Origin of the sequence: Pseudoalteromonas sp. SiA1 (assembly GCF_018732205.1) — a bacterium.
Taxonomy (GTDB): Bacteria; Pseudomonadota; Gammaproteobacteria; order Enterobacterales; family Alteromonadaceae; genus Pseudoalteromonas; species Pseudoalteromonas tetraodonis.
Genome location: NZ_CP076085.1, coordinates 202,580 through 218,782 on the forward strand (window position 1 = coordinate 202,580; position 16,203 = coordinate 218,782).

A 16,203-nucleotide genomic window follows, 5' to 3' on the forward strand; every position below is an offset into this window, starting at 1 on the left:
TAATGATTAATACTTAAGGTACTTATGTTTAGCTCGCTTAAATTCACCTCCAAAATCACCATTGCTGCATCATTAGTGTTGGTTTTAGTGTTAGGTGTTTTCACCATAAATAATTATTTTTCAATGCGGCATCAAACTCAAGAGCAGTTATCGCTGGTACTAGAGCAAAACTCTGAGTCTGTCTCTAAAAATATTGCAAGCTGGCTAAATAATAAATTAGCGATTGTGATCTCTATCGCAAAAACATACCAAGATGACGATGCCAAGTCTTTAACGCTTTCGCAATTAAATACCGCTGAGCTTGCGGGGGATTTTAAAAATACCTACATAGGTAAATCATCGGGTACATTTATTTTAAATGATCAAAGTGTTGTACTCCCCAGCGATTTTGATGCGACAAGTCGCCCTTGGTATAAATTAGTAGAAAATAAAACAACAACGGCTTTTACAACGCCTTATATCGATGTAACGACCAACGAACTGACAATTTCAGCCGTTGCCCCTATTAATAGTAATGGTCAATTTAAAGGGGTAGCGGGGGCAGATATTGATATGCAAACCATCGCTGAAATTATTGGAGATATTGATTTTTTAGGACTCGGTTATGGTTTTTTGCTTGATAATAAAGGGCAAATATTGAGTCACCCTGATAGCAAATTAAATTCAAAAACAGTCGCTGACTTAATTGGTAAAAATGCACCGTTAGCAAGAGAATTCACCGAGTATCAAGTAGCAGGTGAAACCTCGCTGGTATCCTTTACTAAAATTCGTGGTATTGAAAACGTTGATTGGTATTTAGGTGTAGTAGTTAATAAAGATAAAGCGTATTCAAGTGTTTCTTCGTTTGGGCAAAAGGCAATTGTATTTTTAATTATTGGTATTTTAGTGATTGTTGCGTCACTGGAATTTTTACTGCGTTATTTGATGCGCCCTATGTATCGTCTCAATGATGCCATTAGAGATATAGCGCAGGGTGAGGGCGATTTAACCTGTCGGTTAAGCGTAGAAAACGATGACGAATTTGGTCAATTGAGCAATTCGTTTAATATTTTTATAGAAAAAATCCAAAATTCAATAATTCAGGTTAAATCTTCAACGCAGTTACTGGAAACGGCAGTTGCTAAATTGGTTACGCAGACAGACTCAACATTAACTATGTATGATGACCAAAGTGAGCGCACCAACAGTGTGGCGTCGGCAATTAATCAGTTTTCGGCTACCTCAACAGAAATTTCAACCAGCGCCAGTAATGCCTCGACGCTTGCCAAAGATGCAGATCAATACTGTGCTAAAAATCAACAGACCCTCACAAACAACGTTTCAAGTATTCATCAACTGTCACAAAATATAGAGCAAGCGCAAGAAACCATAAATAGTTTAGACTCGCATACCGCTAATATAGGAAATGTATTGGCAGTAATAAAAGGGGTGAGTGAGCAAACCAATTTGCTGGCTTTAAATGCGGCGATAGAAGCGGCTCGTGCTGGCGAAGCAGGAAGAGGATTTGCGGTTGTTGCCGATGAAGTAAGGCAACTAGCACAGCGTACTCAGCAATCAACCCAAGAAATAGAAAACACCGTCATTGAATTACAAAAAGGTTCAAGCTCTGCCGTTGAACTTATGAAAACCAGTTTAGAAGAAAGTGAAAAAAGTGTTCAGCAAGCGGATGCGGTTGGCGATGTAATGAAACAAATAATTAGTGCGATTAAGCAAATAACCGACGCCAATCATAGTGTCGCTAATGCTACGGATGAGCAAAACCAAGTGGTTAAGTCATTACATAGCGATATTCACGTTATCAGCGACTTATCGATTCAAGGCCAATCAAACCTGAATCTTACTTTGGAAGAGTGTACCAAACTTAAGCATCAATTTAGTGACTTAGAGCGCATGGTTAAAAAATTCAAAGTATGATCAGTAAAACAAAAATAAATAAGCCAAGCTGGCTCAATTTAATCAATATTGACAGCGTTTATAGCTTTGATAAACAACGCCAAGTATTTTCGTTATTTACCATGATAGCGATTGCCTTGGTGTTAATTACCTATTTAGTAATTGCCAATCATCACGTGTATGCACCAATCCTTACTATTGCGTTAATTGTGGTTAACGTAACGATTGTTGGGTGTATTATTTATTTTATGAAAACAAAGCAGATTGATGCAATCGCCCTCATCACATTAGTGATTGTATTTGTGATGTGCTTAGCTTTGGTATACACCGGTGGTAAAGAAAACACTGCTTTATATTGGCTAATGTTTTATCCCGTTGCTGTATTTGCCATACTGGGTGTGAAGTTTGGCGCCTGGTTGAGCAGTGCCATGTTATTGAGCTGTATTGTTATGTTGTATGGCCCTGATATGGGGCAAGTTATTTATGGCGCGGTAGAAAAGACCCGTTTTGTTGCTGCATTTTCGCTGGTGTTAGTGTTTTCGTTTATAGGTGAATACTTTCGTCACCGCAGTCATTTAGCAATTGCTGATATCACCTTAGAGCAAAAACAGCATGCTCATACCGATCAGCTTACCGGGGCGCCTAATCGTCGCTTTATTACCTCACATTTTTTAAAGCTCGCTGCTTCAAGGCCAGAACATTATTTGCCGCTGTCTATTTTACTCATTGATTTAGATAAGTTTAAACAATTAAACGACACCTACGGACATGATTTTGGTGATACGGTTTTAATTGAATTTACTAAGTTATTAGAGTCTCAGTTTCCTGCAACAGCGCTTAAAGCACGTTATGGCGGCGAAGAGTTTGTGGTTATTTTACCGCAACAAACAACCCTTGAGGCCAGCATTTTGGCCAACCGTTTTAGAGAATGTGTGCAAAACCATGTGATGCTAACCGACAAACATCAGCGAGTATCATTAACGTGTAGTATGGGTATTGCTCAGGCTAACAGTGTAGATGATTATAATAATGCGTTAAAGCAAGCGGATCAGTATTTATACAGCGCTAAGGCGCAAGGTAGAAATAAGGTGGTATCTGTACATGATCAGCACGCCTCAGAGTAAATTAATATATGTACACGACCCTATGTGTAGCTGGTGCTGGGGTTATAAACCTACATGGCATGCGCTTGAGGCTGCCTTGGTAAACAAACTTCCCATTGAATACAGAGTGGGTGGCTTAGCTGTAGATACTGACTTGCCAATGAGTCAGGATATGCAGTTGCAACTACAAGCCATATGGCAAAAAATTAGTAGCCAGTTAGGCACAGAGTTTAACTTTGATTTTTGGCGAGACTGCCAACCTCGCCGTTCTACCTATCCCTCTTGCAGGGCCGCTTTAATTGCCCGCAGCTTCAACAAAGAACCACAGATGATAGCGGCAATACAGCAGGCATATTATTTACAGGCACAAAACCCATCGGATGAAGCGGTTTTAATTAAACTGAGCGAAAAAATTGGTTTAGATCCCCGTTTATTTGCTCAACAGTTACACTCTAATGAGCTTAAGCGTCGCTTTGATGATGAGCTTAACTATGTTCGCAGTTTACCTATTCAAGGTTTTCCGTCGTTAGTATTAATACATAACAATCGCGCTTACCCTATAGCTATTAACTACACAGATTGGCGACAAACCCTGATTGAAATACAATCTTACTTGTAAACTTAATCCCACTATTTTCATCCCTGAATTGTAAAATAGGCCAATAAGGCTAATTTATTACCATTGTCATAAAAGCGACTTTTTTACGCAACACGCTTGTCATTTTTAATCTATACACTTTCGCTCATTGAAACTATCTCGCTTTAAATTGTTTTTTTATAAACGAGCTAAAGCGATTAATAAACACTAGCAAATCCGCTAATTAACGAGCAAAGGTGTATACGATGAAAGGCGTTAAACCATTAATTTTAGCTGGTATTGTAGCCGCAAGTGCAGCAGTCCACGCCAATGATTTAAACACGGTAATTGATAAAAGCAGCGAAATTAATAATTTAGCTGCGCAATCACAAACAAAAATAGACAAGATTGCAGATTCAATGCAAGGGCGTTTACAGCAATTTAAAACCCTAAATAAAGAAATAGATGGCCTAGCCGTTTATAACGCACAGCTTACCAAACAGTTAAATAATCAAATAGAAGAGATGGAGTCGATTAATTTATCGATGGATCAAGTATCGATAATTGAACGCCAAATAACCCCTTTAATGCTTCGTATGATCACCGGGCTTGAACAGTTTGTTGCCTTAGATGTGCCGTTTTTAAAGCAAGAGCGTAAGCAGCGCCTTGAATCATTAAATGCAATGATGGCGCGTGCTGATATTTCATCAAGTGAAAAATTTCGTCGTGTTTTAGAAGCTTACCAAGTTGAGGTTGACTACGGACGCACTATTGAGGCGTATACCGCATTACTTGATGTGGATAATAAAGAACGCGAAGTCGACTTTCTACGCATTGGTCGTTTAGAGCTAATTTACCTCACCCGCGATGGTAAACAAGCAGGTAGTTGGGATCAGCAGTCACAGTCGTTTGTTGCGCTACCAGATTCAACCATAAGCCAAATTAATAAAGGGCTTCGCATTGCTCGCAAACAACTTGCCCCCGATATGTTAACACTGCCAATTCACGCTGCAGAATAAGAGGTTTACCATGAAATTATTAACGAAAATGACAAAAATGGCCGTGTTTGCAGCCAGCTTAAGCTTTGTGGGCACCAGTATTGCCGCTGAGCCGATGAATTTAGATGTCTTATTAAAAACCTTAGAGCAGGGTAAATCAGCGCAATCAGAGCAAAATAAACAACGTGAACAAGAATTTGCAGCACGCCAAAATGAACAAGTGCAAATGCTTAAAAACACCCAAGCTAAACGTAACCAAATGCTTAGCGAGTCAGAGCGTTTAGAGACGCAATTTGAAGAAAACGAAATTAAATTGGCTAATCTAACTGATACCTTATCAAAGCGTATGGGTTCATTAAAAGAGCTATTTGGTGTACTACAACAAGTTGCTGGCGATTCAAGTAACAAGTTTGCTACCTCTGTGGTATCGGCACAGTTACCTGGGCGTAGTACTTTTATGGACGAATTGGCGCAAAAAATGGGTTCAACTTCAAAGCTTGCGTCTATTGAAGATATAGAAAAGGTTTGGTTTGAGCTACAACGCGAAATGACCGAACAAGGAAAAGTAAGCCGCTTCAATACTGATGTAATTGTTGACGGTGGCAATAAAGTACAAAAAGAAGTGGTACGTGTGGGTGCATTTAACCTTATTAGTGACGGTCAGTACCTAGAGTATACACCGGCCACCAATACCATTAGCCAACTTACTCGCCAACCAAGCAGCCGCTTTACTGCGACCGCGGCTGATTTGCAGCAAGCAAACACGGGTGTTGTACCGTTTGCGCTTGACCCAACAGGCGGCTCAATTTTAGGTTTGTTAGTACAAGCCCCTGATACCAGCGAGCAAGTTCATCAAGGTGGTGCGGTCGGTTACGTTATTTTAGGCGTTGGTTTATTAGCGTTATTAATTGCGCTAGAGCGTTTTGTATCGCTCATGCTGATGGGTGGAAAAATCCGTCGTCAATTAAAAGACGATACAGCCCGTGATGACAACCCGTTAGGGCGCGTCATGAAAGTGAAAGATCAATACCCAAATGTGGCCTACGACACACTTGAACTTAAGTTAAGCGAAGCCATTTTACGCGAAATGCCAAAAATCACCCGTAATTTAACGCTTATTAAAATTATCTCTGTGGTAGCGCCATTACTTGGCTTGCTCGGTACGGTAACCGGGATGATTAATACCTTCCAAGCAATTACTTTATTTGGTACTGGCGACCCTAAACTAATGGCGGGCGGTATTTCGCAAGCCCTGGTTACTACGGTATTAGGCCTTGTGGTTGCCATTCCAACGGTGTTTTTATACACCTTATTGAATACTCGCTCAAAAGGTTTACTGCTTATTTTGCAAGAACAAAGTGCAGGTATTATTGCCGAGCGAAGCGAGAAAGGAGCCTAAACCATGGTGCTATTGATTGATTCAATCAATGCTATCCGTGATTTTCTCGACACGGGTGGCCAAGTGCTCTTGGTCATTGCCGTGTTAATTTTCGCGATGTGGTTATTGATACTCGAGCGATTTATGTACTTTTTTAATGGCTATCGGCACTACAAAAAAGACGTTAAAAACACCTGGAAAACGCGCAGTGAACGCAACAGCTGGAACGCAGAGCAAATACGTCAAGCCATGGTGTCACGCGCTAGTATGCGATTAAACGCAAACTTACCGCTGATTAATGTGATGGTAGCGCTGTGTCCACTATTAGGGTTGCTTGGCACAGTTACAGGGATGATAGAAGTCTTTGATGTAATGGCCATTACAGGTACAGGCAGTGCACGCTCTATGGCATCAGGTGTGTCAAAAGCAACCATACCGACAATGGCAGGAATGGTCGGTGCGTTATCTGGGGTGTTTGCCTCAACCTATTTACAACGAAAAGCAAAGCGTGAAGTTGAATTGTTGCAAGACACTATGGTGTTAGACCACTAAATAATTATTGAAAAGCGGTGAACATAATCACCGCTTATTCTAGGAGAAATAACATGAGAGCCCCATTAGGTAATTTATTCCAAGAAGACGAAGCAGAAGAAATAAACATGACCCCTATGCTGGATGTTGTATTTATTATGCTTATTTTCTTTATCGTGACAGCCTCGTTTGTTAAAGAAGCGGGTATTGATGTAAACCGTCCAGAAGCGGCAACCGCAGTAAAAAAAGAGCGGGCTAACATATTAGTGGCCATTTCAGATCAAGGCGAAATTTGGATCAATAAACGTCAAATTGATGTACGCGCTGTACAAGCCAACATTGAGCGCTTAAAAGCTGAAAATCCACAAGGCAGTGTAGTTATTCAAGCCGATAAAAAAGCCACCACAGAAACCTTGATAAAAGTCATGGATGCCTCGCGTGCAGCGGGTGTATTTGATGTTTCAATAGCGGCTCAAGAAGGGTAACGAGTGATGCGTTATGTACTTGCGTTAATTATAGCGGGTGTGGTGACCTTTATGCTGTTTTTAGGTATGCAGGCATTGATCACCGGTGGTGAAGGCGCCATGACGGAGCCTGCCAAAGGGAATGTGTTAGATTTTGTCCGTTTGAAAAAAGAAGAAACGGTACAAAAAAAGGAGCGAAAACCACAAAAGCCACCAACACCTAAAGAGCCACCACCGCCAATGGAATCGCCACAAATGCAAAGTAGCGATAACAACGCAGCCAGCAACAACTTTGATTTTGCTGCCAATGTCGATGCGGATGTAAATCTAGCGGGTGGATTAGCGTTAGAAACCAGTGATGGTGAGTATTTACCCATAGTAAAAGTGGCACCAGTATACCCAAGGCGTGCGTTATCGCGTGGCATTGAAGGCTATGTCATTGTTGAATTTACAGTGACAAAGCAAGGCACGGTTAAAGAGCCGCAAGTTATTAAAGCCGAGCCAGAGTCATTGTTTGACAGAGCAGCGATGGATGCGGCCCTTAAATTTAAATATAAACCGCGCGTGGTTAATGGTGAAGCCGTTGAAGTAGCCGGTGTGCAAAATAAAATTTCTTTTCAAATTAATGGTTAATTCTGTTAAGTAAGCAAAGAGTGAACGTGAGGCAATTATGAAATTAAAACTAACAACCAAGCTATTAAAGCTGAGTATGTTGTGCACTGTTGCAATCAGTGCCAGCGTTGTTACACCAAGTGCATTAAGTGTACTTCCGGGTGTAAATTTGGCGACAGTACAGGCCGCTGAACAGCAAAAAACAACACGAGTGCCCGCACTGCGTGAAAAAGTATACAGCCAATTAGCTCGCGCCCAAAAACTTGCGGATGATGGCGACAGTAAAGCGGGCTTGGCTGCGCTTGACAGCATACAAGCGCGCTCATCAAGTATGAACTCTTATGAAATTGCGATGATGCATAACTTTTATGGGTTTATTTATTACAATGAAAACGACCTTGTAAAAGCGATTGCCTCATTTGAAAAAGTGATTGCAGAAGATGGCATTCCAGAAACATTGCGTTTGAGCACGACATTCAGTTTAGCTCAGCTTGCAATGGCTAACAGTGACTATAAAAAGGTGATTGCATTTTTAGACAAATGGGATGCCATTAATACAAAGCCTAAAACTGATGCGTATTATTTATTAAGAGCGCAAACCTACTATCAATTAAAAGACTATGAGCAAGGCCTGAGTTACATTACGCAAGCCATTAACTTAAGTGATAGCGAAGGCAAAGTACCCAAAGAAAACTGGCTGGTACTGCAACGCGCTATGTATTACTCACTTAACCAAACCGATAAAGTAGTGAGCGTACTTGAGCGTATGGTAAAGCTTTACAATAAACCTGAGTATTGGGTCCAATTAGCCGGTATGTATGGTGAAACTGGGCAAGAAAAAAAGCAGCTCAGTGTTTTAGAGGCTGCTTACCAGCAAGGCTTTTTAACCTCTAAATCTGACCTCAGGCAGCTTGCGCAGGTGTATTTATACAATCAACTTGCTTATAAAGCGGCCAGTGTAATGAGTAAAGCAATAGAGCAGGGGATTGCTGAACCAACAGCTAAAAATTATGCGTTTGTAGCCGAGGCCATGGTACAAGCCAAAGAAGATACTAAGTCGATAAGTTACTTTACCAAAGCCGCAGAGCGTTCAGAGCATGGTAAATACGATCAGCGCTTGGCTGAAGTGTATGTAAACACAGAGCAGTATGACGAAGCTGCCGATGCAGCGCGAATGGCACTGGATAAAGGCGGCCTTGATTTTGAATCAAATGCGTTTGTTGCTTTAGGGATGGCGCAATACAATTTACAAAATTTTGATGCGTCTATCCTTGCGTTTGAACAAGCCGAAAAGCACAAAAAGTCGCAACGTTTAGCCCAGCAATGGATCAAATATGTAAAACGAGAAAAAGTGCATGCGCAAACATTAAAAACAGCACTGCTTTAATTTTTATAGTGCGATTATTAGTTCTTAATTGACGCACTAAAAACCATTTCATAATTGCACTACTCAAACCACACTAACATTCGGTTAGTGTGGTTTTTTTGCTTGCATTTTTAAAATAACTAATTGATTTTTAATTAATTAACATTGTCATTTTATGTTTATTAAAGTGTAACTTCATTGTCATATCACTCCCGTATTGTACTTCGTATTCGATAACTCAAGTGACCTTAATGCATGAGTATCGTGCCTTAAAGTGACTTAAGTTATTACTTAATGCGCTAACACAATAATTAAATACTTTTACGGAGTGAACAATGAAATTATCTGGCTTATTCAAAATCAGCTTAGTGGCTACAGCAATGACACTTGCTGGTTGTGGTGGTGATATAGAAATTACACCAACCGTTAATGATAACAGCACCAGTACAGACAACAGTGTTAATAATTCTAATAACAACACCGGTTCAACAACTGATGATGAGGCTGTATGTGCAAGCTATGAATCAGATGCAGGCACTGTAACAGGTGTGGTCAGTGGTATAGATTGCTTATACAACGATTCATTTTCAAGTAAAACTATTTCAATTACTAACAACATTACATTTAAAGAGTTACCTGGCGGTGGTGTACATGTATTTGCTGATGCCCTGCAAATTGGTGAAGATGGCAACACAGTTGATGGCTTTTCTATTCCAACTAATGGCCCAACTATGACTGTAGAGCCTGGCGCAACGCTTGCGTTTCAATCAGGTGAAGCGATTTTACGTATTGCACGTGGTGCAAAAATTCAAGCCGTGGGTACAGCAGAAAAGCCAGTAGTATTTACCTCAGCTAATGCCTTTGACCGTTTTGATACAGCTGGTGAAGGTGCACGTTATGCCGACTGGGGTGGCATTATCATTAATGGTCAAGGTATTACTGACCAATGTACAGATGCAGAGCGTGATGGCGGTACATGTAACGTAGCCTCTGAAGGTATAACAAGCTACTTTGGTGGTAACGATAATAGCGATTCAAGCGGTAATATTAAATGGGCTAAAGTATGGTATGCAGGCTCTGGTCCTCGCGTAGGTGGTGAAGGCGATGATTTAAATTCATTAACACTTAATGCTGTTGGTTCAGGCTCTGAGTTTGATTACATTCATATTCACCAAGGCTTTGATGACGGTATTGAAATCTTTGGTGGTGCAACCACGCTTAAGCATATTGCAGTAACAGATACTCAAGATGATTCGTTTGACTTTGATGCCGGTTGGCAAGGTAAGGCGCAGTACTTATTTGTTCAACACGGTACGGTAACGCTTAACGATGGTTCTGTGGTTAATATGGGTAATAATGGTTTTGAGTCTGACGGCGTTAAAGGTTCATCTTCTTCTCAAGTGTCACCTTCAAACCCGATGGTTGCTAATGTGACTGTGATTACTACTGATGGCAATTCAGTTCGTGATGATGACCCTTCACAAGCCTACAAGTTTGATGATCAATTTAATTCAAGCATTTATAACGCGTTAATTGTTAAGAAAAACGCAGTTAATACACAATGTATCGAATTCTCGGGTGATGGTGAAAAGCAAGCCGATAACATTTCTTTTACTAGCTCAGTAATGGCATGTTCAAATAATTTCGCTAATACCGATACCTTTGCTGGTGGTCCGCTTGCAGGACAAACTAAAACAGCATGGTTTGAAAATGGCGGTGCGAGTGAAATTTTAACAGATGATGTCTCTGTACTTGCTGCTAATGGTTTTGCTACTAATACGGCTTCTACAGATGTGAGCGTTACAGCCACTGATTTAAGTACAACAGATTCGTTCTTTGAATCGGTAAATTACATCGGTGCCGTATCGGACCAGGATACAACGTCAAATTGGTATAAATGGGTTGAAGCAGCAGTAGCCGCGGCTAACGCAGACTAATTTAGCACTATTTATAAACTTCTGAAGGCGCCTTGGAGCTTGCATAATAAGCGTTTGGCGCCTCTTTTGTATAATCTGATCAGGATGTATCTTATGTCTAAAAAGCATAGACTTAATCAAATTACATGGGCGATTGGTTTAGGGCTGTGTGCCCAATCTGTAAGCCTATTTGCTGCGCAAAATGATGTTGATGTAGCCCAAGAAATAGAAGAAGTAGTGGCAGTAGGTACGCGCTTACAAGGCAGTGCTGCTGCTGTGGTTGAAGAGCGAAAAAATCAAGCCTTTGTAGCCGATATTTTAGGCTCAGAGCAATTAGCACGTACTGGCGATAGCGATGCCGCTTCTGCCCTTAGGCGTGTAACCGGTTTGACCCTCGTTGATGGCAAGTTCATTTATGTGCGTGGTTTAGGTGAACGTTATTCGAGCGCACGTTTAAATGGCGCGTACATACCCAGCCCCGATCTAACTCGCAATGTGATCCCGCTTGATATTTTTCCCGCTAGTATAATTTCAAGCATGGCAGTACAAAAAGCTTACTCACCAAATATGCCCGCCGCGTTTGGTGGCGGTAATATTGACATTAGAACCAAAACTGCACCGAACGAGTTTACAGCGGGAGTAGAGGCGGGTGTTGGTTATAACACTGCTGCAAGTGACGGCTTTACTTACAACCGTAAAGAAAGCGGACTACCTGATGCGTTATCATCTGCAATAACACAATACCGAGGTGATTTTGGTATTGGCAACATAGTAGAACGCGATGGCTTAGTCGATGGTGACACAACGCGTGCAGAGCAAGCGACTGCGATTAATAACGAATTGCTTAAGTCGTTACCGCGTGGTTATGAGTTAAAAGAAGACTCTCTCGATCCACAATACAATATTAAAGCCCATTACGGTGATAGCTTTAGCGAATCTTACTTTGGCGGCAAGTTAGGCTTTATGCTTTCTGGCGCTTATAAAAATGAGTGGGATTTTGAAGACCGATTTAGCTCAGTGATAAGCCAAGATTTAAAAAATGAAGACGGTAAAATTGACTGTACGACAGCGCTAAATACTGCAGATGATGTCGCAAATTCATGTTTTAATACTGTAAAAAATTCCCAAGTGACCACAGAAAACGAGCGTTATAATGCGTCATTTAGTTTAGGCTATACCTTAGGTACTCACAGTATATCAGCGCAGCAGCTATACATTATTGATAATGAAGATGAGTCTGAAATTGCTATTTCGCAAAGTCCAGCGGGTAGTTCAACATTTAGTATTGCAGGGGATGGCGTTGCTAATCGTAACCATACTTTTAACTACGAAGAGCGACAACTCAATATTACCCAGTTTATTGGTCAGCACACCTTTTTAGATTACATGGGGATTGGCGCTGATTGGCAGTATACCGAAGCGAAGGCAACAACGGATATTCCGACGAATGCTGATTTTGAATTTCGCGATGAGTACAACACCGACGGGTCGTATGTAGGTTCTCAAATCACGGGTGATGATAATCGTGTGATTATGTCATACACCAACATGGAAGAACGAGTTAAGTCTTACAGTGGTAATTTAAACTTACCGCTTAGCTTTGACAGCATGGATGTTGAATTTAAAGTAGGGTATGACTTTTCAGACAGAGCGCGTATTTTTAATACCTCAAGTTTTGCTATTAATAACAGTGGTGGTGCTGGTATCACTATAAATGATGGCAGTGATAATGCGCTAAATAATAGCGGGTATCTAAGCGATGAATTTATTAATAATAACGCGATACTGGTTGATTTTAACGAACCAACAGCTCCTGATGCGGATGATTACCTAGCAGGACAAAAAGTAGATGCGGGTTATGCCTCGTTTGATGTGTTTTATGATCAATGGCTACGCATTAGCGGTGGTGTACGCTATGAACAATTTAAACAAACGTCTATTGGTACATCTAGCCTAATATTTGATCAAGATGACTTAAATATTTTCTACGACCCTGAAAAAATTCAAGCAGGCTCTATTGTTTCCGACGATTGGTACCCTGCGCTTTCTGTCACCTATGTAGGCGCTGATAACTACCAAATACGTGCAGGCTATGGTGAAACGGTAGTTCGTCCGGATTTTCGTGAAGTGGTACCGGTTACTTACTTTGACCCACTTACCGATATTAGAACATTTGGCCGTACAGGGCTTAAAAGTAGCCCAATTAAAAACTATGACCTACGTTATGAATATTACGGTGAAGCCGGTAATTCGTTTAGTGTGGCTGCCTTTTACAAAGATATTACTTCACCCATTGAAACGGTTCTAAATATTGGCGATGAAGACTATTCAGCCTCATTTATCAATGGTGAAACCGCTGAGGTCTACGGTATAGAAGCTGAATGGTTGCAAGATCTTACGTTTTTATCTGAAGGGTTATTTACCAGTGGTAATATAACTTTGAGTGATTCAGAAGCGTCTATCGATCCTGCGCTTGCGGGCACCTTAACTAACCCTAAAAAACGTATGACGGGTCACTCAGAGTACGTAGTTAATTTACAACTTAACTACGATTCACTCGACGGAATGCACAGTAGTTCTTTGGTTTATAACGTATTTGGTGAACGTATTTTAGCAGCAGGTGTTGCGAGTCGAGATGATGCTTATGAGCAGCCATTCCATTCACTTGATTTAGTTTATACCTTTTACCCTGACTTTAACTCTAAGGTGAAGTTTAAAGTTAAAAACCTACTTAATGAAGATCAGGAAGTATCGCAATCAGATATTATTGTTCGCTCTAAAGAAGTCGGTATGAACTTTGATATTAGTTATAGTTACGAGTTTTAAGTAAAAGCCCAAGGATAGGATTTATAACAACGCCTAACTACTCATTAGCCCTGTATTTTATACAGGGCTTTTTTATGTGTATGAAAAATATTTAAGTTACAGTTTATTGACTAGTTTTAGCGTGCTGGTGGTGTTAGCTTAGGGCTGTAAAAATTAAATCTCACGCAATGAATTTTTAATTTTTAATGTATAGGCTCCTTTTATGAATCAAACAGTGGAACAAACAATGAAAAAAGTAGGATTAGTCGGATGGCGCGGCATGGTAGGCTCAGTGTTACTAGAGCGAATGGAACAACAACATGATTTTGCACATATCGACACCACCTTTTTCACCACCTCACAAGCAGGTCAGCTTGGCCCTGAGTTAGCGGGTGCAGCTAAACCGCTTTTAGATGCCAGCGATATTTCTGAGCTTGCAAAAATGGACATTATTGTTACCTGTCAGGGTGGCGATTATACCAATGCGGTGTATCCAAAATTACGTGAATCAGGTTGGGATGGCTATTGGATAGATGCAGCCTCTGCACTGCGTATGAGTGACGACAGTATTATCGTACTTGACCCAGTTAACAAAGATGTCATTGAACAAGGGCTAGAGCAAGGCGTTAAAACCTTTGTAGGTGGTAACTGCACGGTTTCACTTATGCTACTAGCGCTGGGTGGTTTATTTGAGCAAGACCTAATTGAATGGGTAAGCCCAATGACTTACCAAGCAGCATCGGGCGCCGGTGCGCGAAATATGAAAGAACTCATAGCTCAAATGGGGGCTATTCATGCAAGTGTTGCACAGCAACTAGATAACCCAAGTTCAGCTATTTTAGAAATTGATAAAATAGTCAGCGAAAAAATGGCATCAAGCGATTTGCCACAAGACCAGTTTGGTGTGCCACTGGCGGGTAGCTTAATCCCATGGATTGATGTGCCTATGCCAAGCGGTCAATCAAAAGAAGAGTGGAAAGCGCAAGTTGAAGCCAACAAAATCTTAGGCTCATCTAAACAACCTGTGCCTATTGATGGTTTATGTGTACGCATTGGTGCAATGCGTTGTCATAGCCAAGCGATGACCATTAAATTACGTGAAGACATTAGCGTAGAAAAAATAGAAGAAATTTTAGCCTCGCACAATGAGTGGGTTAAAGTAATTCCTAATGAGCGTGACATTACCAGTACCGACTTAACCCCAGTTAAAGTAACCGGTACGTTAAGTATACCTGTTGGCCGTATTCGCAAACTCGCCATGGGGCCAAAATATATCAGTGCCTTTACCGTAGGCGATCAGCTTTTATGGGGCGCAGCAGAGCCACTGCGCCGTATGTTACGTATTATTGTTGATAATAAATAATATTTACTTTGAGGGTTAGCATTGGCTAGCCCTTTTTATTTAATAATTAAATCGCTAATATCTCCATAGCCTTTACCAACGTTTATATTACTGCTTCCGGTCATTTTTATTAATTCAAGTGATGAGTTCAGACTTATTGGAGAATATTATGCACAGTAAATTTCATGTTCACGCATTTCTTGATGACGATAGCGAAACCTTTAGTTATGTTGTTTCTGATAGTAACTCTCAGCAAGCAATCTTGATTGATCCCGTTTTAAATTTTGATTATAAATCAGGTCGCAGCTGTGAATCAGGCGCCAAAAAAATCGGCGAGTACCTCCAAAGCCATTCTCTTTCATTAGAGTGGGTTCTCGAAACACATGCTCATGCCGATCATATCTCTGCAGCTCCTTATTTTAAAAAACACTTTGGTGCTAAAATCGCCATAGGTGAACATATCAAAACGGTACAACAAAGCTTTAAGGCGCTATTTAATCTTGAAAAAGAATTTTTACCCAATGGGGCTGATTTTGACCGACTATTAAAAGATGGAGATAGTTTTAATGTTGGCCAGTTATCGATACGAGTGATGCACACACCGGGGCATACACCCGCCGACTTAGTTTACATTATAAATGAAGAGGCCATTTTTGTTGGTGATACGATTTTTATGCCTGACGTAGGCACTGCAAGGTGCGACTTTCCTGGTGGTAGCTCTGAAACATTATACGATTCAATCCAAAAACTACTCTCGATGCCCGATGAGGCAACAATTTATGTATGCCATGATTACCCGACTGAAAAGCGAAATCACCGTTTTGCGGTCACAGTAAAAGAACAAAAAGAAACAAATATTCATGTAAAGACTAAAATAAGCAAAGAGCAGTTTGTTGAAATGCGTGATAGCCGTGACGAAGAATTACCTATGCCTCGCTTAATTTTACCTGCTATTCAAATGAATATTAGAGCTGGCAACCCACCTCCCGCTGAAGATAACGGCATAAGCTACCTTAAAATTCCCTTAAACCAATTATAGTTCAATATCATAATGATTATTCTGATAGAGTAATAAGCACAAGTAAATTTATTGTAGCTAGATGATCGCTTAACCATCTCTCATACCTGAATATAGCAAGGTTTTTTTGTAAAATAGGCGTGATAATTTTACGTTGCAACATCGTATAACTACCTAATAATTATGATAAGTTGCTTAAA

At 40.6% G+C, this 16,203-nt stretch carries 13 protein-coding genes; all 13 read left to right on the top strand.

What is annotated here, in order from left to right; genetic code table 11:
- Nucleotides 1-24: 24 nt before the first annotated feature.
- Entirely contained in the window at nt 25-1,914 is a 1,890-nt protein-coding gene (locus KK487_RS16405; protein ID WP_016900175.1) for a methyl-accepting chemotaxis protein, read from the top strand.
- On the top strand, nt 1,911-3,017 hold the full coding sequence (locus tag KK487_RS16410) for a GGDEF domain-containing protein (RefSeq protein WP_016900176.1): 1,107 nt from the start codon (nt 1,911-1,913) through the stop codon (nt 3,015-3,017). The genes KK487_RS16405 and KK487_RS16410 overlap by 4 nt, the downstream gene beginning before the upstream one ends.
- Nucleotides 2,995-3,615: a DsbA family protein gene (locus KK487_RS16415; RefSeq protein WP_016900177.1), complete on the top strand. Its 621-nt coding sequence runs from the start codon at nt 2,995-2,997 to the stop codon at nt 3,613-3,615. Before KK487_RS16410 ends, KK487_RS16415 begins: the two co-directional genes overlap by 23 nt.
- Nucleotides 3,616-3,839: 224 nt before the next feature.
- A complete protein-coding gene (locus KK487_RS16420; protein ID WP_016900178.1) occupies nt 3,840-4,592 on the top strand; it encodes a DUF3450 domain-containing protein in 753 nt (250 codons plus the stop codon).
- Between the two features lie 10 nt (nt 4,593-4,602).
- Nucleotides 4,603-5,970 (top strand): MotA/TolQ/ExbB proton channel family protein, encoded by a 1,368-nt coding sequence (locus KK487_RS16425; protein ID WP_215522205.1) that lies wholly within the window; start codon nt 4,603-4,605, stop codon nt 5,968-5,970.
- Nucleotides 5,971-5,973: 3 nt separating this feature from the next.
- Nucleotides 5,974-6,501: a MotA/TolQ/ExbB proton channel family protein gene (locus KK487_RS16430; protein ID WP_008111501.1), complete on the top strand. Its 528-nt coding sequence runs from the start codon at nt 5,974-5,976 to the stop codon at nt 6,499-6,501.
- Between the two features lie 53 nt (nt 6,502-6,554).
- Nucleotides 6,555-6,965 carry an ExbD/TolR family protein gene (locus KK487_RS16435; RefSeq protein ID WP_008111500.1) on the top strand — a complete coding sequence of 137 codons (411 nt, stop codon included), beginning with the start codon at nt 6,555-6,557 and terminating at the stop codon, nt 6,963-6,965.
- Between the two features lie 6 nt (nt 6,966-6,971).
- Nucleotides 6,972-7,577 carry an energy transducer TonB gene (locus KK487_RS16440; RefSeq protein WP_008111498.1) on the top strand — a complete coding sequence of 202 codons (606 nt, stop codon included), beginning with the start codon at nt 6,972-6,974 and terminating at the stop codon, nt 7,575-7,577.
- A 37-nt stretch (nt 7,578-7,614) separates the two neighbouring features.
- Nucleotides 7,615-8,943, top strand: a complete 1,329-nt coding sequence (locus KK487_RS16445) for a tetratricopeptide repeat protein (RefSeq protein WP_215522206.1) — start codon at nt 7,615-7,617, stop codon at nt 8,941-8,943.
- Between the two features lie 314 nt (nt 8,944-9,257).
- Nucleotides 9,258-10,859 carry a beta-helix domain-containing protein gene (locus tag KK487_RS16450; RefSeq protein ID WP_215522207.1) on the top strand — a complete coding sequence of 534 codons (1,602 nt, stop codon included), beginning with the start codon at nt 9,258-9,260 and terminating at the stop codon, nt 10,857-10,859.
- 93 nt (nt 10,860-10,952) lie between these two features.
- Nucleotides 10,953-13,664 (top strand): TonB-dependent receptor domain-containing protein, encoded by a 2,712-nt coding sequence (locus KK487_RS16455; RefSeq protein ID WP_215522208.1) that lies wholly within the window; start codon nt 10,953-10,955, stop codon nt 13,662-13,664.
- Between the two features lie 202 nt (nt 13,665-13,866).
- Nucleotides 13,867-15,006, top strand: coding sequence for an aspartate-semialdehyde dehydrogenase (gene asd, locus KK487_RS16460; protein WP_028834592.1), 1,140 nt, complete (start codon nt 13,867-13,869; stop codon nt 15,004-15,006).
- Nucleotides 15,007-15,154: 148 nt separating this feature from the next.
- Entirely contained in the window at nt 15,155-16,024 is an 870-nt protein-coding gene (locus KK487_RS16465; RefSeq protein WP_215522209.1) for an MBL fold metallo-hydrolase, read from the top strand.
- Nucleotides 16,025-16,203: the final 179 nt, after the last annotated feature.